This is a genomic window from Ideonella flava, from assembly GCF_051857595.1.
GTDB lineage: Bacteria > Pseudomonadota > Gammaproteobacteria > Burkholderiales > Burkholderiaceae_C > Ideonella.
In genome coordinates this window covers 74,441-92,925 of the sequence record NZ_JBPZHD010000015.1, presented here as the reverse complement: position 1 = coordinate 92,925, position 18,485 = coordinate 74,441, and the positions used below count along the sequence as shown (strand labels likewise).

General features: G+C 68.7%; 20 protein-coding genes. 15 read left to right on the top strand and 5 right to left on the bottom strand.

Annotated elements, in window-relative coordinates; genetic code table 11:
• Window position 1: 1 nt before the first annotated feature.
• From lpxK to ACS5PM_RS28280, 3 genes are read right to left on the bottom strand one after another with little or no spacing between them, the layout of a single operon-like run.
• Window positions 2-979, bottom strand: coding sequence for a tetraacyldisaccharide 4'-kinase (gene lpxK / locus ACS5PM_RS28290; RefSeq protein ID WP_439391387.1), 978 nt, complete (start codon window positions 977-979; stop codon window positions 2-4).
• Window positions 980-1,038: 59 nt separating this feature from the next.
• Entirely contained in the window at window positions 1,039-1,470 is a 432-nt protein-coding gene (locus tag ACS5PM_RS28285; RefSeq protein ID WP_439391385.1) for an ExbD/TolR family protein, read from the bottom strand.
• 27 nt (window positions 1,471-1,497) lie between these two features.
• Entirely contained in the window at window positions 1,498-2,133 is a 636-nt protein-coding gene (locus ACS5PM_RS28280) for a MotA/TolQ/ExbB proton channel family protein (protein WP_439391265.1), read from the bottom strand.
• A 198-nt stretch (window positions 2,134-2,331) separates the two neighbouring features.
• Here ACS5PM_RS28280 and xseA point away from each other — a divergent pair, with 198 nt between their 5' ends.
• The 4 genes from xseA to ACS5PM_RS28260 all read left to right on the top strand — a co-directional run bounded on the left by xseA (window position 2,332) and on the right by ACS5PM_RS28260 (window position 6,576).
• Window positions 2,332-3,642, top strand: a complete 1,311-nt coding sequence (xseA, locus tag ACS5PM_RS28275) for an exodeoxyribonuclease VII large subunit (RefSeq protein ID WP_439391264.1) — start codon at window positions 2,332-2,334, stop codon at window positions 3,640-3,642.
• 110 nt (window positions 3,643-3,752) lie between these two features.
• A complete protein-coding gene (locus ACS5PM_RS28270; RefSeq protein ID WP_439391263.1) occupies window positions 3,753-4,346 on the top strand; it encodes a superoxide dismutase in 594 nt (197 codons plus the stop codon).
• 126 nt (window positions 4,347-4,472) lie between these two features.
• On the top strand, window positions 4,473-5,168 hold the full coding sequence (locus tag ACS5PM_RS28265; protein ID WP_439391262.1) for a response regulator: 696 nt from the start codon (window positions 4,473-4,475) through the stop codon (window positions 5,166-5,168).
• Entirely contained in the window at window positions 5,149-6,576 is a 1,428-nt protein-coding gene (locus tag ACS5PM_RS28260) for a sensor histidine kinase (protein WP_439391261.1), read from the top strand. Before ACS5PM_RS28265 ends, ACS5PM_RS28260 begins: the two co-directional genes overlap by 20 nt.
• Window positions 6,577-6,579: 3 nt before the next feature.
• Here the strand turns inward: ACS5PM_RS28260 and ACS5PM_RS28255 are convergent, their stop codons facing one another.
• Complete coding sequence (locus ACS5PM_RS28255) at window positions 6,580-7,056, bottom strand: DUF192 domain-containing protein (RefSeq protein ID WP_439391260.1); 477 nt, start codon at window positions 7,054-7,056, stop codon at window positions 6,580-6,582.
• A gap of 100 nt (window positions 7,057-7,156) precedes the next feature.
• Here ACS5PM_RS28255 and ACS5PM_RS28250 point away from each other — a divergent pair, with 100 nt between their 5' ends.
• The 9 genes from ACS5PM_RS28250 to ACS5PM_RS28210 all read left to right on the top strand — a co-directional run bounded on the left by ACS5PM_RS28250 (window position 7,157) and on the right by ACS5PM_RS28210 (window position 15,002).
• Entirely contained in the window at window positions 7,157-9,439 is a 2,283-nt protein-coding gene (locus tag ACS5PM_RS28250; protein ID WP_439391259.1) for a heavy metal translocating P-type ATPase, read from the top strand.
• Between the two features lie 15 nt (window positions 9,440-9,454).
• Window positions 9,455-9,601, top strand: coding sequence for a cbb3-type cytochrome oxidase assembly protein CcoS (gene ccoS / locus ACS5PM_RS28245; protein ID WP_439391258.1), 147 nt, complete (start codon window positions 9,455-9,457; stop codon window positions 9,599-9,601).
• A gap of 79 nt (window positions 9,602-9,680) precedes the next feature.
• Complete coding sequence (ccoN, locus tag ACS5PM_RS28240) at window positions 9,681-11,120, top strand: cytochrome-c oxidase, cbb3-type subunit I (RefSeq protein WP_439391257.1); 1,440 nt, start codon at window positions 9,681-9,683, stop codon at window positions 11,118-11,120.
• 21 nt (window positions 11,121-11,141) lie between these two features.
• A complete protein-coding gene (gene ccoO / locus ACS5PM_RS28235) occupies window positions 11,142-11,762 on the top strand; it encodes a cytochrome-c oxidase, cbb3-type subunit II (RefSeq protein WP_439391256.1) in 621 nt (206 codons plus the stop codon).
• A gap of 13 nt (window positions 11,763-11,775) precedes the next feature.
• Window positions 11,776-11,976, top strand: a complete 201-nt coding sequence (locus ACS5PM_RS28230) for a cbb3-type cytochrome oxidase subunit 3 (RefSeq protein WP_439391255.1) — start codon at window positions 11,776-11,778, stop codon at window positions 11,974-11,976.
• On the top strand, window positions 11,973-12,890 hold the full coding sequence (gene ccoP / locus ACS5PM_RS28225; protein WP_439391253.1) for a cytochrome-c oxidase, cbb3-type subunit III: 918 nt from the start codon (window positions 11,973-11,975) through the stop codon (window positions 12,888-12,890). Before ACS5PM_RS28230 ends, ccoP begins: the two co-directional genes overlap by 4 nt.
• 126 nt (window positions 12,891-13,016) lie before the next feature.
• Window positions 13,017-14,453 (top strand): cytochrome c oxidase accessory protein CcoG, encoded by a 1,437-nt coding sequence (ccoG, locus tag ACS5PM_RS28220; RefSeq protein ID WP_439391251.1) that lies wholly within the window; start codon window positions 13,017-13,019, stop codon window positions 14,451-14,453.
• Window positions 14,454-14,485: 32 nt separating this feature from the next.
• Window positions 14,486-14,740, top strand: coding sequence for a nitrogen fixation protein FixH (locus ACS5PM_RS28215; RefSeq protein WP_439391250.1), 255 nt, complete (start codon window positions 14,486-14,488; stop codon window positions 14,738-14,740).
• 13 nt (window positions 14,741-14,753) lie between these two features.
• On the top strand, window positions 14,754-15,002 hold the full coding sequence (locus ACS5PM_RS28210) for a hypothetical protein (RefSeq protein ID WP_439391248.1): 249 nt from the start codon (window positions 14,754-14,756) through the stop codon (window positions 15,000-15,002).
• 343 nt (window positions 15,003-15,345) lie between these two features.
• Here ACS5PM_RS28210 and fnr read toward each other — a convergent pair whose 3' ends face one another.
• Window positions 15,346-16,104: a fumarate/nitrate reduction transcriptional regulator Fnr gene (fnr, locus tag ACS5PM_RS28205; RefSeq protein WP_439391247.1), complete on the bottom strand. Its 759-nt coding sequence runs from the start codon at window positions 16,102-16,104 to the stop codon at window positions 15,346-15,348.
• 99 nt (window positions 16,105-16,203) lie between these two features.
• Here fnr and hemN point away from each other — a divergent pair, with 99 nt between their 5' ends.
• Both hemN and ACS5PM_RS28195 read left to right on the top strand, forming a co-directional pair.
• Window positions 16,204-17,643 (top strand): oxygen-independent coproporphyrinogen III oxidase, encoded by a 1,440-nt coding sequence (gene hemN, locus ACS5PM_RS28200; protein WP_439391246.1) that lies wholly within the window; start codon window positions 16,204-16,206, stop codon window positions 17,641-17,643.
• A gap of 1 nt (window position 17,644) precedes the next feature.
• Window positions 17,645-18,376 carry a sulfite exporter TauE/SafE family protein gene (locus ACS5PM_RS28195; RefSeq protein WP_439391245.1) on the top strand — a complete coding sequence of 244 codons (732 nt, stop codon included), beginning with the start codon at window positions 17,645-17,647 and terminating at the stop codon, window positions 18,374-18,376.
• The last annotated feature ends 109 nt before the right edge of the window (window positions 18,377-18,485 follow it).

Sequence of the window (18,485 nt, the reverse complement as noted above, 5' to 3'; positions counted from 1 at the left end):
TTCATCTTGGTGTGGAGGCGTCGACCCGGCGAGGCAATCGCTGCTGCAGGGCCGCGGTGAAATCGGGCGGAAGGACAAAGTCTAGCGCCACCACCCAGACGCGACTGCCGCCGGCCGCACCGGGGGTCAGCTTGACGGCGTCCTTCTCCGTGACGATGACGTCCGGCGTGTCTTGTCGCCAGGGCAGGGCGCTGAAGTCGGCGTGGTCGGCCAGCGGCAGCCGCTCGATCGTCAGGCCGGCCTGTTCCAGCATCGAGAAGAAGCGCTCTGGCGCGCCCAATCCGGCCGCGGCGACGACGGGCCGGCCTGCCAGGGTCGACAGGGGCCGGCAGGCCTGCGTGTCCCCCCTCCACCAGGCGGACAGCGGCAAGGCTTCAGCCAGCGTGCGCCGAACGCACGCCCCCGGCAGCGAGGTGCTGGGGCGCGAGGCGTTGTACAGCACCAGCGCCTGCGGCGGCAGATTCCGGGGCAGCGCCTGGCGCAGCGGTCCAGCGGGAAGCACGAGGCCGTTGCCGGCACCGCGGTCGTCGAACACCAGGACTTCCACGTCCCGCGGCAGACGGTGATGCTGCAGGCCGTCATCGGACACGACGATGTCGACCTCGGCGTGGGCCGACAGGAGCGCCTTCGCCGCCGCCACTCGGTCGCGCGCCACGACCACGGGGGCGCCCGTGCGCCGCCGGATCAGCAGTGGCTCGTCGCCGGCCTTGGCGGCCGGGGTGTCGGGTTGCACGTCGACCAGCGGTTGGTCATCCGCACGGCCGTAGCCACGCGAGACGACGCCAGGTTGCCAACCTTCGCGACGCAGCCACTCCACCAGCGCGATGACCGTCGGAGTCTTGCCCGCGCCTCCGACCACCAGGTTGCCTACGACGACCACCGGCGCGCCGAGACGCCCCGGCGACTGCCGGCGCTGCATCTCTTCGTTCAGTGAGGCGAGGGCGCTGTAGAGCAGGGACAGAGGCTGCAACAGCCGCATCGCGACACTGGGCCGCGGGCGCCACCAGTGCGCCTGCAGCGCGCTGGCAGCACTGCCGGTCAAGGGGCCGTGCCGGCCTGCGCCGGGTTCTGCGCGGCGAAGGTGATCCGCACCAGGCCGGCGCGCCGCGCGGCGTCCAGCACGTTGATGACCGCTTGATGCGCCGCCGTGGCATCGGCGGAGATGATCAGGAAGGGGTTCTGGCGTTGCTCGGCGGCGGCACGAAGGGCGGCTGCCAGCAACTCGACGCTGCGGCCCTCGACGGGCTGCTTGTCGACGGCGTATCGGCCATCGGCCGCCACCGCGACGATGATCTCCGCCGGTCGATCGCGCGCTGCGTCGGCGTCGGCCGCAGGCAGCGTCACCTGCAGCTCGGTGAACTTCGAATACGTCGTGGACAGCATCAGGAAGATCAGGATCACCAGCAGCACGTCGATGAAGGGGATCAGGTTGATCTCCGGCTCGTCGTGGCGGTCGCCGCGGAAGTTCATGGCCATGGGGAACCGGGCCTGCTGGACTCAGACGACCGCGCGGGACGTCAGGCGCACCAGGTGGTGCAGCACACGCTCCGACCCTTGCTCCATGTCGTGCAGGTAGTCGTTGACGCGCCCGCGGAAGTAGCGATGGCACATCAGCGAGGGGATCGCGATCATCAGGCCGAAGGCGGTGTTGTACAGCGCGACCGAGATGCCATGCGCGAGTTGCGCCGGGTTGCTGCCGGAGCCCCCAGGCGCCTGCGAGCCGAAGATCTCGATCATGCCGATCACGGTGCCGAGCAGGCCGAGCAAAGGCGCCGCCGAGGCGATGGTGGCCAGGGCGTTCAGATAACGCTCCAACTGGTGGGCAGCGCTGCGTCCGGCGGCCTCGAAGGCGTCGCGCAGCAGCGTCTCGCTGCAGCGCGGATCCTGAGCGACGACGCGGATGCCGCTGGCGAGCAGCGCGCCCAGGGTGGAATTGGCGGCCAGCTTGCCGATCACGTCCTGCGAGGGGATGCCTTGGCGCAGGACCTGCAGGACTTCGTCGACGAGCCCGTTGGGCGCGACGCGAACCCGGCGAAGCGCGACAGCCCGTTCGAAGATCAGGGCCAGCGCGGCCACGGAGCACAGGAGCAGGGGCCAGATCGGCCATCCGGCGGCTTGTATGATCGACAGCAAGATGCCTGTAGGCACGGGGCCCGAAACGAAAGACGCGCGATTATGGACCGATCGTTCGTCGGTCCCGGAGCCACCGCAGCGTGCTCTTTCCACAGTCCGTGTGGACAACGCTGTGAGCAAGACGGGCGCAACCTTCGAAAAGCGTGCAACGGCGCGGCCTGGCGACACGTTGCTCAAGAAATAGGCGCTGTGTCGCCGGTGGACATCATGGAATCCTTTGCCACGCCCGGCCCCCGGGTCTGGGACGTCGCCGGCCTGCTGCTGGCCGTGTCAGACGCGCTGGCGGCCCGCTTCGCAGCGGTGGCCGTTCGCGGCGAACTTTCCGGCTTCAGCCGCGCCGGCAGCGGGCATTGCTACTTCACGCTCAAGGATGGCTCGGGGGCCAGCGCCGGTTTGCGCTGCGCGATGTTCCGGCGCTCGACCATGATGCTCGGCTTCAACCCGCAGGACGGGCAGCAGGTGGAGGTGCGCGGCCGCCTGGCGGTGTACGAGGCGCGCGGCGAACTCCAGATGATCGTCGAGGCGATGCAGCGCGTCGGGGCAGGCAACCTGTACGAGGAGTTCCTCCGGTTGCGGGCCCGGCTGCAGGCCGAAGGGCTGTTCGACCCCGCGAGGAAGCGCCCGCTGCCAGCGTTCGTGCGTCGGGTCGCCGTGGTGACGTCTTCCAGCGGCGCCGCCATCCACGATGTGCTGACCTGCCTGACCCGCCGCGCGCCGCACGTTGGCGTGGTGCTCGTGCCCACGCCAGTGCAGGGCGCGCAGGCGCCCGAGTCCATCGTGCGCGCCCTCGCACAGGCCAATGCGTTGCGCGACGTGGACCTGGTGCTGCTGTGCCGCGGCGGCGGATCGCTGGAGGACCTGTGGTCCTTCAACGATGAGCGCGTGGTGCGAGCCGTGCGCGCATCGCGGCTGCCTGTGGTGTGCGGTGTGGGCCACGAGACCGACGTGACGCTGGCCGACCTGGCAGCCGACTTGCGCGCTGCCACGCCGACCGCCGCGGCCGAGCTGGCCGCCCCTGAAAGGCGGGCCCTGCTGCAAGCGCTGGACTCTCGCGAGGAACTGCTGGCCCGCCGGCTGAGGCAGCGCCTGGACAGCGCCGCCCAGGGTCTCGATGCGCTGGCCATGCGCCTGCAGCGGCCGGCGCAACGGCTGGCGGCAGAGCAGGGCCGGCTCGGCATGCTGGCGCAACGACAGCGGGCATCCCTGGGTCGCGCGCTGCATGTCCAGGCCCAGGCCCTGGACCACCGCGCCCAGCGGCTGACCAGCGCCATGCGCCGCCTCCAGTCGCGCGAGGGCGACCGCCTGGAGACCCGCGCTCATCGGCTGGCGGCACTCGACCCGCGCAGCGTGCTCGCGAGGGGCTATGCCTGGGTCGAGACGGAGCAGGGCGAGGCCATCGTTTCGGCGCGGTCGCTGCAGGTCGGGCAGGCGGTCCGCGCGGTCTGGGCGGACGGCAATGCCGAGGCGCGCATCACGCTGGTGCAGCCCGACGATCCGACCGCCGACTGATCATCCATGGCCGGGTGTCAGGCGCCATGCGCTGCCTACAATGCGCCGGCTCTCCAATTCATCCGGCGCCGTCGTTGCGCCGCGAGCCCCACGAAAGGAAAGGAACAAGCATGGAACACACCCTGCCGCCGCTGCCGTTCGGCCTGGACGACCTGGCCCCCCACATGAGCCGCGAGACGCTCGAGTACCACCACGGCAAGCACCACAACGCCTATGTCGTGAACCTGAACAACCTGCAGAAGGGCACCGAGTTCGAGTCGCTGCCGCTGGAGGAGATCGTCAAGAAGTCCAGTGGCGGCATCTACAACAACGCCGCGCAGATCTGGAACCACACCTTCTTCTGGAACTGCCTGAAGAAGGATGGCGGTGGCGAGCCCGGCGGCGCGCTCGGCCAGGCCATCAATGCCAAGTGGGGCTCCTACGCGGCCTTCAAGGAAGCCTTCACCAAGAGCGCCGTCGGCAACTTCGGCTCGGGCTGGACCTGGCTGGTGAAGAAGGCCGATGGCTCGGTCGACATCGTCAACATGGGTGCCGCTGGCACGCCGCTGACCACCGGCGACAAGGCGCTGCTGACCGTCGACGTGTGGGAGCATGCCTACTACATCGACTACCGCAACCTGCGTCCGAAGTTCGTCGAGACTTTCCTGAACAACCTGGTCAACTGGTCGTTCGCTGAAAAGAACTTTGGAGCACCCGGCGCCTGAGTACAGGCGCCACCCGCCAGGCGGGTAGCGCGGCCGCTTCGGAGCGGCCGTGCGCTGGCCGCGCAGGCCTTCTCCACCGACGTGCCGGCCCTGTGCCGGCTTTTCTTTTTGCTACGCTCGCCGCCCATGCGAATCCTGCTGGTGGAAGACGACCCCGCCCTCAGCCTGGGCGTGGCGCGCGGCCTGGGCCGAGAAGGCTGGCAGGTCGACGTGCTGGATGACGGCGAGCAGGCCATGACGGAGGGCGTCATGGGCCAGTACGACCTAGGCATCCTCGACCTCGGCCTGCCGCGGCGCGACGGCATGGAGGTGCTGCGCCACTGGCGCGCCAAGGGCATCCGCATGCCGGTGCTGCTGCTGACCGCGCGCGACGAGCTGTCCGACCGCGTGCAGGGGCTGGACGCCGGCGCCGACGACTATCTCGTCAAGCCTTTCGACCTGCCCGAGCTGCTCGCCCGCGTGCGGGCACTCAAGCGGCGCGCCCAGGGCCGCATCGACGAGGTGCTGCAATGCGGCGACCTCAAGCTCGACCTGGCCCACCGCGAGCTGACCCACCAGGGCCAGCGCATCGCGCTCAGCCCGCGTGAACTGGCACTGACCGAGCTGCTGATGCAGAAGTCCGGCCGGGTCGTGTCCAAGGATTCCATCGTCGCCCGGATGTCCAGCTGGGAGGCCGATTTCAGCGAGAACTCGGTCGAGGTCTACGTGCACCGGCTGCGCAAGCGATTCGCCACCATGGGGGTCGTGATCCGCACGGTGAGGGGCTTCGGCTACCTGATGGAAGCCGCCGCGGCGAACGGCGATGACGCTCCCGCCACCTGAGCGGCAGGTCACCGGGCCGAGCGTCCGGCGCGCGCTGCTCAGGCCCTTGCTGTGGAGTTGGGGCGTGGGCCTGCTGGCGGCGGTGATCGGCGCCTACTGGCTGGCGCGATCGAGCGCCAACCAGGCCTTCGACCGCGGCTTGCAGGACGAGGTCAGCGCGCTGGCCGCCAAGGTGACCTGGTCGGACCGCGGTCCGCTGCTGGACCTGTCGCGCCAGGCCATGGAGCTGGTGACCTGGGACCGCGACGACCGCAACGGCTTCGCCATGGTCGACATCGAAGGCAACGCCCTGGCAGGGGACGCCCATGTGCCGGTGCCCGGCGCGAAGCTGCGCCAGGCCAGCTTCGCGCAACCGCGGCTGTTCGATGCCGAGTTCGAGGGCGAGCCGGTGCGTGGTGCGGTGTTCTCGCTCAGCTCGCCGATGCTCGACCGCTCGGTCTCGGTGATCGTCGTCGAGACCAAGAACAAGCGTGTCGTGCTGATGCGGGACCTGCAGCTGTCCATCGTGCTGCCGGCGCTGGCCCTGGGCTCGCTCACCTTCGCGATGATCGGCTGGGGCATCCGGCGGGGGCTGCAACCCCTGCGCGACGTGGCCACCGAAGTGGCGCTGCGCGACAGCCAGGACTGGCGCCCCTTGCCCCTGCATGATGTGCCGCGCGAGGCCGTGCCGCTCATCGAGCGCATCAACAGCCTGCTGGCCGACGTCGAGCAGTCGATCCAGCTGCAGCGGCGCTTCGTGGCCGACGCGGCCCATCAGCTGCGCACGCCGGTCGCTGGCATCCGGGTGCTGGCGCAGAACCTGGCCCAGGAGCTCGCAGCCCATCGCCAGGATGAATCGGCCTGGCGCCCGCTGCTGGCGCAGCTGGAGCGCTCCACCGACCGCATGTCGAGGCTGATCGGCCAGCTGCTCAGCCTGGCGCGTTCGGAAAGCGCGCTCTCGATCGATGCCGAGCACGAGACCATGGACATCGTGCCGCTGCTGAGGGATTCGGCCGAGCCGCTGGTCGTCAGGGCGCTGCGTGAGGGCCGCAGCATCGCTCTGGAGGCACCCAACATGCCGGTGATGGCTCGCGCCCATCCCCTGTGGCTGGGCGAGGTGGTCAACAACCTGCTGGACAACGCGCTGCGCTATGGCGGCCCCCAGGTGACTGTGCGGGTGGCTGCTCTGGAGGGGGGCGGCGCGGAAGTGGTTGTGGAGGACGACGGCCCGGGCGTGCCGCCAGAGCAGCTGGCACAGTTGTTCGAGCCCTTCTGGCGTGGCGAACGTGCCGACCTTCGCAACGACGGGGGCACCGGCCTGGGGCTGACCATCGCCCGGGAGGTGGTCCAGCGCCTGGGCGGCGGCATCGTGGCCGACACGCGGCCGCAGTTTCAGGGCCTGCGGTTCACGATCACGCTGGCCGCCTGACGCTCAGCGGAACAGCGGCCCGGTCAGCTTGTCGCCAGACTTCAGGCCGGTCTTGGCGAACCAGCCCTGGTTCATCTCGAGCACGTAGCGAACCGGCTTCTTCGAGCAGTGCGACTCGTCCGACATCGGCTTCATGTCCTCGATGTTGACGATGCTGCCGTCCTCGGCCACGAAGGCGGCCGACAAGGGGATCAGCGTGTTGCGCATCCAGAAGCACTGGGTGGCCGGCGAGTCGAAGACGAAGATCATGCCCTCGTGACCGGCCATCTGCTTGCGGTACATGAGCCCGATCTGGCGCTGCTCCGGCGTCTTGGCCACCTGGGCCACGATGTTGTGCATGCCGGCGTGCAGCGTCACGGTGGACAGTTGCTGTGGCTCGCCGGTGCCTTGGGCCGAAGCGGCGCCCGCGAGGGCGGCCAGGGCGAGCGACAGCAGGGACGTCAGGGCGGGACGGGCTGGGATTGGCTTGATCAATGTCATGTCCGGGCGGTGGGTCGGTCGATAGATTATCGAACGCAGGCGGGCGGTTTTCGCCGACACGGCTGCGTCCACCCCTGCCAATGACCCAAGCCTTGCCGTGATGAACCTGACTGCCGTCGAAGCTGCTGCGGACGATCTGGCGGTGCTCGACGATCCGATCGAGCAGCAAGGCAGCACGCGCTGGGAGACGGCGCCGGGCGGCAGGCGCATCGCCGAGACCAGCCTGGTCCTGGGCGGCATGCATTGCGCCGCCTGCGCCGGCATCATCGAAGCGGCCCTGTCCGACGTGTCCGGCGTCGAGCGGGCCGAGGTGAGCGCTGCGGGCCAGCGGGCGCAGGTGCGCTGGGATCCGGCGCGCACGCGGCTTTCGGCACTCGTTCAGGCCATCCGCGGCGCGGGCTACGAAGCCGTGCCCGACGCCGCCGCACCCGCCCGTCTGCTGCGCCAGCGCGAACGCCGCCTGGCGCTCTGGCGCCTGTTCGTGGCGAGCTTCTGCGCCATGCAGATCATGATGTTCGCCACGCCGAGCTACGTGTCCCGCGGCGGTGATCTGGCGCCGGACCTCAAGCAACTGCTCGACTGGGGCAGCTGGCTGCTGACCATGCCGGTGCTGCTGTTCTCGGCGGGGCCCTTCTTTCAAGGGGCCTGGCGGGCTCTGCGCCAGCGGCGCATGGGCATGGACGTGCCGGTCGCACTGGGCATCGCGGTCAGCTTCGTGGCCAGCAGCGGCGCGACCTTCGATCCGGGCGGCGCTTTCGGCCACGAGGTGTACTTCGACTCGCTCGCGATGTTCGTGAGCTTCCTGCTGGGCGCCCGGCTCCTCGAGATGCTCACCCGCCACCGCGCCGCTGAAAGCCTGGAATCGGCGTTCGCCACGCTGCCCGACACCGCCCGGCGGGTGGTCGCCGACGGGGTGGTGGAGACGGTGAGCGTGCAGCGCCTTCGGCCCGGCGACCAGGTCCTCGTGCCGCTGGGCGAGAGCTTCCCCGCCGACGGCAGGCTGGAAGTCGGAGCCACCCAGGTGGACGAAAGTCTGCTGACCGGTGAGTCGCTTCCCGTGGCACGCCAGGTGGGTGACGAGGTGGTCGGCGGCAGCGTGAACCTGGGCGCTCCAGTGCGCATGCGGGTCGAGCGCGTAGGGGCCGACACGCGGCACGGCGGCATCGTCAGCCTCATGCGCCAGGCGCTGACGCAACGGCCTGCCCTCGTACGCCAGGCGGACGCCTGGGCAGGACCGTTCCTGTGGGCCGTGCTCGTGCTGGCTGCGGCAGCGGCAGTCGCCTGGACCTGGATAGAGCCGTCGCGCGCCATCGGCGTGGCAGTGGCGGTGCTGATAGTCACCTGTCCTTGCGCGCTGTCTCTCGCGGTTCCTTCGGCGATGGTCGCCGCAGCAGGCGCGCTGGCCCGGCGCGGCGTGATGCTGCAACGCCTCGATGCGCTGGAAGCCTTGGCCGGCATGCGGCGTCTGTTCATCGACAAGACCGGCACCTTGACCGAGGACCAGGCCAGCTGGGTGGACACGCAACTGGTGGATGGTCAGGGCCGCCCGGTCGGGGATGTGGTGCCGCCGAGCCTGGTGGCCGCCGCGATCGCGTTGGCCCGGTCGTCGGGCCATCCGCTGGCGAGGGCTCTGGCCATGGCGGCTCACACGACCGGCGCGCCAGTGATCTGGCAACAGGTCAACGAAGTGGCCGGACAGGGACTGCAGGCGCGCGATGACCAGGGCCGTTCGTGGCGCCTGGGCAGCTGGAGCTGGGTGCGCGGCGGATCGGCTGGCGGCACGCCGGAGACCGAGCTGCCGTGCGTGTGGTTCGCTGCCGAGGGCGCCGAGCTCGTCCTGCGGTTCGATTTCGACGAACGCCTGCGGGCCGACGCGGCCGAGGCCGTGGGCGCGCTCCTGCAGGACGGCGTGGCCGTGACGCTGCTTTCGGGCGACCAGCCACAGCGCGCGCGGCGTCTGGCGGCTCGATTGGGCATTGCCGACGTCCGCGCCGGCGCCACGCCTGAAAGCAAGCTGGCTGCCGTCGCCTCGGCGCAGGCGTCCGGCGAGCGGGTGGGCATGGTCGGCGATGGCGTCAACGATGCGCCCGTGCTGGCTCAGGCGGATGTCTCGATGGCGATGGGGCGTGGCGCGATGGTCGCTCGCCTGCATGCGGACGCCGTGCTGGTTTCCAACCGCCTCGGCGAGGTGGTGGCCGCCAGGCGGCTCGCTCAACGCATGGGCCGCGTGATGCGGCAGAACCTCGCCTGGGCTGCCGCCTACAACCTGGCCTGCGTGCCGCTGGCCCTTGCCGGCTGGCTGCCGCCATGGGCCGCGGGCCTGGGCATGGCCTGCAGCTCCTTGCTGGTGGTGGGCAACTCTCTGCGCCTTGCGCGGATCTGACGACCGAGCTTTTCCGTGGACATCCTGTACCTCCTCATTCCGCTGTCCGCCGTGCTCGTGCTGGCCATCATCGGCATCTTCGGGTGGGCTCTCAACAGAGGGCAATTCGACGATCTGCAACGCGAAGGCGAGCGGATTCTCGACGAGTCCGAAGGCGGTTGATACCGATCAAGTAGCCGCGAGGGCGAGTGCCGAAGAATCCTGGCAGGCCTGCAAAGAGGCAGGCAACAGGAGTCACTTGATGGCAATAGCACCCGCACAGGCCCGGCCGGCCTACAACGACACCGTGGTACGCGGATTCGCGCTCGCTTCGGTGGTCTACGGCATCGTGGGCATGCTGGTCGGCGTGATCATCGCCGCGCAGCTCGCCTGGCCCGAACTCAACTTCGGCATTCCCTTCCTGAGCTACGGGCGGCTGCGCCCTCTGCACACCAACGCAGTGATCTTCGCCTTCGGCGGCAGCGTGCTGTTCGCCACCAGCTACCACGTGGTCCAGCGCACTTGCCAGGCCACGCTGTTCCTGCCCAAGCTGGCGATGTTCACCTTCCTCGGCTGGAACCTGGTCATCGTGCTCGCGGTGATCACGCTGCCGCTCGGCATGACCAGCGGCAAGGAATACGCCGAACTCGAGTGGCCCATCGACCTGCTGATCGCCGTGGTGTGGGTCGCCTACGCCATCGTGTTCTTCGGCACGATAGGCACGCGCAAGGTCCGGCACATCTACGTGGCCAACTGGTTCTTCGGTGCTTTCATCATCGCGGTGGCCCTGTTGCACATCGTCAACTCGGCCGAGATTCCGGTCAGCCTGACGAAGAGCTACTCGGCCTACGCCGGCGTGCAGGACGCGATGGTCCAGTGGTGGTACGGGCACAACGCGGTGGGCTTTTTCCTCACCGCCGGCTTCCTCGGGATCATGTACTACTACATCCCGAAGCAGGCCGAGCGGCCGGTGTACTCGTATCGCCTGTCGATCGTGCACTTCTGGGCCCTGATCTTCACCTACATGTGGGCGGGCCCCCACCACCTGCACTACACCGCGCTGCCGGACTGGGCGCAATCGATCGGGATGATGTTCTCGCTGGTGCTGCTGGCGCCCTCGTGGGGCGGCATGATCAACGGGATCATGACCTTGAGCGGCGCGTGGCACAAGCTGCGTGACGACCCGATCCTGAAGTTCCTGATCGTCTCGCTGTCGTTCTACGGCATGTCGACCTTCGAAGGTCCGATGATGTCGATCAAGACGGTCAACGCGCTGTCGCACTACACCGACTGGACCGTCGGCCACGTGCACTCCGGTGCGCTGGGCTGGGTGGGCCTGGTGTCCATCGGCGCGCTGTACTTCCTGATCCCCCGCATGTGGGGCCGCAAGGCGATGTACAGCACCCGCGCCGTCGAACTGCACTTCTGGGTCGCGACTATCGGCATCGTGCTCTACATCGCCGCGATGTGGATCGCGGGCGTGATGCAGGGCCTGATGTGGCGCGCGGTGAACCCCGACGGCACGCTGGTCTACAGCTTCGTCGAGAGCGTCAAGGCGACCTATCCCTTCTACGTGATCCGCGTGCTCGGCGGCCTGCTGTACCTCAGCGGCATGCTGATCATGGGCTGGAACACGGTGATGACGATTCGCAGCGGCAAGGCACAGCCGGCAGCCATCCCCGGCGGCATGGCCACCGCCTGAGGCCGACAAGGAGAAACACACATGGCACAAGCCCACGCCGTTGGTGGTCACGAGAAGATCGAGACCAGCAACTTCCTCATGATCGTCCTGATCCTGGCCGCCATCGCCTTCGGCGGGCTGGTCGAGATCGTGCCGCTGTTCTTCCAGCGATCCACCACGCAGCCGGTCGAGGGCCTCAAGCCCTACACGCCGCTGCAGCTCGCGGGCCGCGACGTCTACCTGCGCGAGGGTTGCTACAACTGCCACTCGCAGATGGTGCGTCCCTTCCGTGCAGAGACGCTGCGCTATGGCCCGTACTCGGTGGCCGGCGAGTTCGTCTACGACCACCCGTTCCAGTGGGGATCCAAGCGCACCGGGCCGGACCTGCACCGCGTCGGCGGCCGCTACAGCGACGAGTGGCACAAGGTCCACCTGAACAACCCGCGCGACGTGGTGCCGGAGTCGAACATGCCCGCCTACCCGTGGCTGGCGGCTGCAGCACTGGATCCGGCCGAGCTGGCGCCCAAGATGAAGGCGCTGCGGATCGTCGGCGTGCCCTACACCGACGAAGAGATCGGCAAGGCGGGCGACGAGGTCAAGGGCAAGACCGAGCTGGAGGCGGTGATCGCCTACCTCCAGGTGCTCGGCACCGCCCGCAAGTGAGGAGCGAACCGCCATGGACTTCGACGTCAACACCTGGCGCAGCTTCATCACGGTGCTGTCGCTGGGACTGTTCCTGGGCCTGATGGCCTGGACGCTGAACCGGCGCCGCCAATCGGCCTTCGACGAGGCGGCGAATCTGCCGTTCTCCGAAGAGCCCGGCGAAGAGCCGGCTGGCGCAGCCCCCCTCGATGCACAACGGAGCAACAAGCAATGAGCGACTTCTTCAACGCCGGCTGGTCCGTGTACGTCGGCGCCGTCACCATGGCAGGGCTGGTCTTCTGCCTGATCCTGCTGATGATCGCCAGCCGCCGCAAGGTGATGGCCACGGACAACACCACAGGCCACGTCTGGGACGAGGACCTGCGCGAGATGAACAACCCGCTGCCGCGCTGGTGGATGGGCCTGTTCGTGCTGACGGTCGTGTTCTCGGTGGCCTACCTGCTGCTGTATCCCGGCCTGGGCAGTTCGCCCGGCGCCTTCGGCTGGTCCAGCACCGGCCAGTGGCAGAGCGAGCAGGACAAGGCGCGCGCCACGATGGCGCCGGTGTACGCGGCCTTTGCCGGCCAGGGGGCCGAACAGCTGGCCAAGAACCCGCAAGCCATGGCCATCGGCGAGCGCCTGTTCGCCAACAACTGCGCCCAATGCCACGGTGCCGATGCGCGGGGCGGCAAGTCCTTTCCCAACCTCACCGACGGCGACTGGCTGGGCGGTACCGGCGAGGAGTACATCCACAAGACCATCGTGGAAGGCCGCACCGGCATGATGCCGCCGATGGCCGCGGCGGTGGGCACGGCGGATGACGTGAAGAACGTCGCCAACTACGTGCTGAGCCTTTCGGGCAGCGCGCACAACGACGTGGCCGCTCAACTGGGCAAGCCCAAGTTCGCCGCATGCGCCGCCTGCCACGGTCCGGATGGCAAGGGCAACCAGGCGCTCGGGGCGCCGAACCTGACCGACAAGGTCTGGCTGCATGGCTGGGGCGAGGCCGCGATCACCTCGATGATCAACACCGGCAGGACCAACGTCATGCCGCCGCAAGGACCGCGCTTCACGCCCGAGCAGGTCAAGGTGCTGACGGCCTACGTGTGGAGCCTGTCGCACTCGACGCAGCAGTTGGCGGCGAAGTAAGGACGCAGGGGCGATGAGGCATCCCGTGGCTGCCCCCTGCTGGCGGGCCGAGCGCCGGGCCGCTCCCGAGCTGGCCCGCATCCCCCTGCGGGATCGGCCGACGTACTCGTCGGGCAAGGGGCCCTGGTGAGCGAGCTTGGGACCTCGGCCGTCGACAACGACAGCACGGTCGCGGTCGTCTCGCTGTATCAGAAGCAGCGCAAGATCTACGCCCGTGCCGTCACGGGCACCTTCGCCACTTGGCGCTGGGCGCTCGTATGGGCGACCCAGTTGCTCTTCTACGGGCTGCCCTGGCTGACCTGGAACGATAGGCAGGCGGTGCTTCTGGACCTGGCCTCGCGTCGGTTCTACATCTTCGGCCTCGTCCTGTACCCGCAGGACTTCATCTACCTGACGGGCCTGCTCGTCATCTCGGCCTACTCGCTGTTCCTGTTCACTGCGGTGGCGGGGCGGCTGTGGTGCGGCTACGCATGTCCGCAGACGGTCTATACCGAGATCTTCATGTGGGTCGAGCAAAAGCTCGAAGGCGATCGCGCCCAGCGCATGAAGCTCGACCAGGGGCCCTGGACCTTCGAGCGGATCTGGCGCAAGACGGCGAAGCAGGGCGCCTGGATCGCCATCGGCTTGTGGACCGGCTTCACCTTCGTCGGCTACTTCACCCCCATCCGTACGCTGGCCGCCGAGGCCGCGGCGCTGGCCTTCGGTCCCTGGGAATGGTTCTGGGTGCTGTTCTACGGCTTCGCGACGTACGGCAACGCGGGCTACATGCGCGAGCAGGTCTGCAAGTACATGTGCCCATACGCGCGCTTCCAGAGCGCGATGTTCGACCACGACACGCTGATCATCAGCTACGACACCGAGCGCGGCGAGCCGCGCGGCTCGCGCTCGAAGAAGGCCGACCCGAAGCAACTCGGCTTGGGCTCCTGCATCGACTGCACGCTGTGCGTCCAGGTCTGCCCGACGGGCATCGACATCCGCAAGGGCCTGCAGTACGAATGCATAGGGTGCGCCGCCTGCATAGACGTGTGCGACGGCATCATGGACAGGATGTCGTATCCGCGCGGCCTGATCCGCTACGCGACGCAGAACAGCCTGTCGGAACACCTCGGATGGCGCGACATCCTGCGTCGCGTGGCCCGGCCGCGGGTGCTCGTCTACACCACGATCCTGTTCCTGATCTGCGGGGCGTTCGTGGCCAGCCTGGCGGTGCGCAAGCCGTTCCGGGTGGATGTGGTGCGCGACCGTTCCTCCCTGGCCCGGCTCGCCGACGAAGGCCGGATCGAGAACGTCTACCGGCTGCAGATCATGAACGCCACCGAGCAGCCTCAGCGCTACCACTTGAGCGTCACTGGAATGCAGGGCATCGCGCTGGCGAGCGACCCCGGCCTGGCCATCCAGCCCGCGGAAGCGCGTTGGGTGACGCTGCAGGTGCAGGTGCCGCCCGAATCCGCTCTGCAAGCCGGGGCGGGCGCGCATCCTATCGAATTCCATGTCGAGCGGCTCGCCGATGACGGCGCGGCGGTTCTGGTCAACGAGAAATCCACCTTCATCGTGCCGCGCTGACGCTGCACGGGGTTCGTTCACCGAGGTTTCATATGTCGACTTCTCCTCCACTTCAACACCACGGCGAACCGGTCGCCTGGTGGCGCTATCCGATGGTCTGGCTGGTGATCGGCGGGCCGCTGGCCGTCGTCATCGCCAGCCTCGCCACAGCCTTCATAGCGGCCCGTGGCGCGGATCCGGTCCTCGGCCCCGAAGAGCGGGGCGGCATCAGCGAGCGTTCGTCGACGCCCGAGTCGATGACCCCGGCGCTGCAGGCCCGCAACCACGCGGCCACGCCCAAGCCCTGAGCAGCGCTGCGCCATGACCTCGCCACCGACCGACCGCCCGACCCGCACCCTGTGCATCCTGTGGCCGGCCTTTCTCATGGCGGGCGTACTGGAGACATTGGTCTTTGCCGTGGTCGATCCGGAGCACCTGCAGTGGTTCGGCGCCGCTCCCATCGAGTGGCAGCCGACGACCGTCTACTCGGTGACCTTCCTGATGTTCTGGATGGTGATCTCCCTCGCGTCCTCGATCACCCAATTCCTCGTCCACCCCGACACCCGCTGACACGCATTTGACGGAGCGCGCGCAGCGCCGCTCCCCTACCAGGGCGTGCGCGGATCCGGCTCTGCCGGTCCGCTGCGCGAGCCCCCTTGGGGGGCAGCCCCCGGCAGGGGGCGTGGGGGTCAACAATCCACGGCTCTGCCGGTCCGCTGCGCGAGCCCCCTTGGGGGGCAGCCCCCGGCAGGGGGCGTGGGGGTCAACAATCCACGGCTCTGCCGGTCCGCTGCACGAGCCCCCTTGGGGGGTAGCCCCCGGCAGGGGGCGCGGGGGTCAACAATCCACGGCTCTGCCGGTCCGCTGCGCGAGCCCCTTTGGGGGGCAGCCCCCGGCAGGGGCCGTGGGGGCCCTAACAGGCCGCACCGTTGACAAGCTTTGAGAGGCCGGCCTGGTTCAGGATCTGGATCTGACGCTGCCTGACTTCGAGCAGACCGTCGTCCTGGAACTTGGAGAAGGTGCGGCTCACAGTCTCGAGCTTGAGCCCGAGGTAGCTGCCGATCTCCTCCCGCGTCATCCGCAGGATCAGCGCCGAGGGCGAGAAGCCACGGGCCTGCAGGCGCTGGGTCAGGTTGAGGAGGAAGGCCGCCAGCCGCTCCTCCGCGCGCATGCTGCCGAGCAGCAGCATCACGCCGTGGTCGCGGACGATCTCGCGGCTCATGATCTTGTTGAACTGGCGCTGCAGATCCGTGAACTCGCGGGACAGTTCCTCGAGTTGGCCGAAGGGGATCACGCAGACCTGCGAATCCTCCAGCGCCACGGCATCGCAGGAATGGCGATCGCTGCTGATGCCGTCGAGGCCGAGCAGTTCGCCGGCCATCTGGAAGCCGGTGACCTGGTCGCGACCGTCCTCCGACGACACGCAGGTCTTGAAGAAGCCGGTGCGCACGGCGTACAACGACTGGAACTCGTCGCCGCAACGGAACAGCGTGTCGCCTCTCGGGACGCTGCGCCGCGTGGCCACCAGGGTGTCCATGCGTTCGAGATCGTCATGGCTCAGCCCGACCGGCAGGCACAGCTCACGCAGGTTGCAGCTGGAACAGGCGACCTTGAAGGCCTGGGGCTTGACGCGTGTCGTGACGGGCGTCGGGGTCGAGGGCGTAGGCGACATGATCCTCCTCAAGAGCTTGTCCATTCTTGGCCCGACAGGCGGCCTCCGGCTTGAGGCATGTCAAGGTCGACCCGCGGGGTGGCGAGGCACCATCGCTCCATGACCATCCAGCCTGCCGAAGCATCCACCGCTCCCCCCGAGGCCGCGAGCGCATCGCAGTTCCTGCCGGTGGACCTGCTGCGCCGTTTCGACGTACCGGGGCCGCGCTACACGTCCTATCCCACGGCCGACCGCTTCGTCGAAGCCTTCGGGCCGGCGGAATACCAGGGAGCCTTGCGCCAGCGGGCCGAGGGAGCTCGGGTCGGCGGCAAGACGCCGCTGTCCGTGTACGTGCACATTCCGTTCTGCGAATCGGTCTGCTACTACTGCGCCTGCAACAAGGTCATCACCCGGCACCACGATCGCGCCGCGGAGTACCTGCGGGCCCTGAAGGCGGAAATCGCCATGCACGCGGCAGCCCTCGGCGCGCCGCAAGCCGTGTCCCAGCTGCATTTCGGCGGTGGCTCGCCCACCTTCCTCACGGATGCCGAACTCGCCGACCTGATGCAGGTGCTGGGCCAGGCCTTCCGCATTGCCCCGGGTGCCGAGGTGTCGATCGAAGTGGATCCGCGGACCGTGAGCGCCGAGCGCCTCGGTGCCCTGCGGACGATGGGCTTCAACCGCCTGAGCTTCGGCGTGCAGGATTTCGATCCCGAGGTGCAGAAGGCGGTCCACCGCGTGCAGTCCTTCGAGATGGTGCGAGACCTCATGCGCGACGCCCGCTCGCTGGGCTTCGAGTCCATCAACGTCGACCTCATCTACGGCCTGCCGAAGCAGACGCCGGCCTCGTTCGCGCGCACCACCGCCCAGGTGGGCGAATTGCGGCCGGACCGCATCGCGCTGTATGCCTACGCGCACCTGCCTCAGCGCTTCAAGCCGCAGCGGCGCATCGATGCCGCCGATCTGCCGCCGCCCCAGGACCGGGTGGCGATGCTCTCGGGCGCCATCGCCAGCTTCATGGGCCATGGCTATGCCTACATCGGCATGGATCACTTCGCCCTGCACGGCGATTCGCTGGCGGCCGCGAAGCGACAGGGGCGCCTGCACCGCAACTTCCAGGGCTACAGCACCCAGCCCGATTGCGACCTGATCGGGCTGGGCGTTTCGGCCATCGGCCGGATGGGCGCCACCTACAGCCAGAACGCCAAGACGCTGCCGGAGTACTACGACGCGATCGCGCAAGGGCAGTTCCCGGTCGTTCGAGGCCTGGCCCTGACTCGCGACGACCTGCTGCGTCGCGCGGTCATCATGGCCCTGATGTGCCAGGGGCGGCTGGAGTTCGAATCCGTCGAGCTGGCCTACCTGGTGGACGTGAAGGAGTACTTCCGCACCGAGCTGGCCGAGCTCGAGCCCTTCGAGGCCCAGGGTCTCGTCACGCTGGAGCCGGGCGCGGTTCAGGTGACTCCCTCCGGCTGGTTCTTCGTGCGCGCGATCGCCATGGCGTTCGACAAGCACCTGCGGGCCGATAAGGTTCGGGAACGCTTCTCTCGCATCATCTGACGTGAACCTCGCGCTGCTGTTCACTGCGTTGCTGCTGGGCCTGGCGGGCTCGGTGCACTGCGTGGCCATGTGCGGTGCACCTGCCGCGGCGGCCATGAGGGGTTGCGCGGGGGCGCCGCGCGATGCCTGGTCTGCCTTCCATCTGGGCCGGCTCCTGGCCTATGCGACTGCTGGCGCGGTGGCTTCCGCCAGCGTGGGGGCGCTGGCGCAATGGAGCAGCTGGAGTCCCGCCCTGCGGCCCGTCTGGACGCTGCTTCACGTGGGGGCGCTCGCGCTCGGGCTCTGGCTGCTCGTGCGCGGACGTCAACCCGAGTGGCTGGAGCGGGCAGGGCGGGGCGCGCAACGGAAGGTCCCCGACGCGAACGGCTGGCAGCGGATGCAAGGGCCGGCCAAGGCCGGCGCGCTGGGCCTGGCCTGGGTGGCCTGGCCTTGCGGCCTGCTGCAATCGGCACTGGTGGTGGCGGCGCTGGCCGATTCGGCGTGGGGCGGCGCGGCCGCGATGGGAGTGTTCGCCATGGCCACGGCGCCGGCATTGGGCCTGGCGCCCTGGCTATGGGGCCGCCTGGCAGGAAGTGCGGGAGCTCAGGAGGCCGGGCAGCCGTCTGCCGGCACCTTGTCCGCCCGAGTGAATGGCTTCGCCATTCGCCTGGCCGGCTCACTGCTGGCAGCGGCCTCCATCTGGGCGCTCGGTCATGACCTGATCCGGCAGGCGATCGCCTTTTGCCTGTCGTAGGCCCTTTGGGGCAGGGGTGGTCAGCCGGGTGACAGCCGGGCTGAACTAGAATTTCGGGTTCCGAAATCCCTTTTCACAACCCACAGCACGCAGCGCGGAGCCAAGCGAC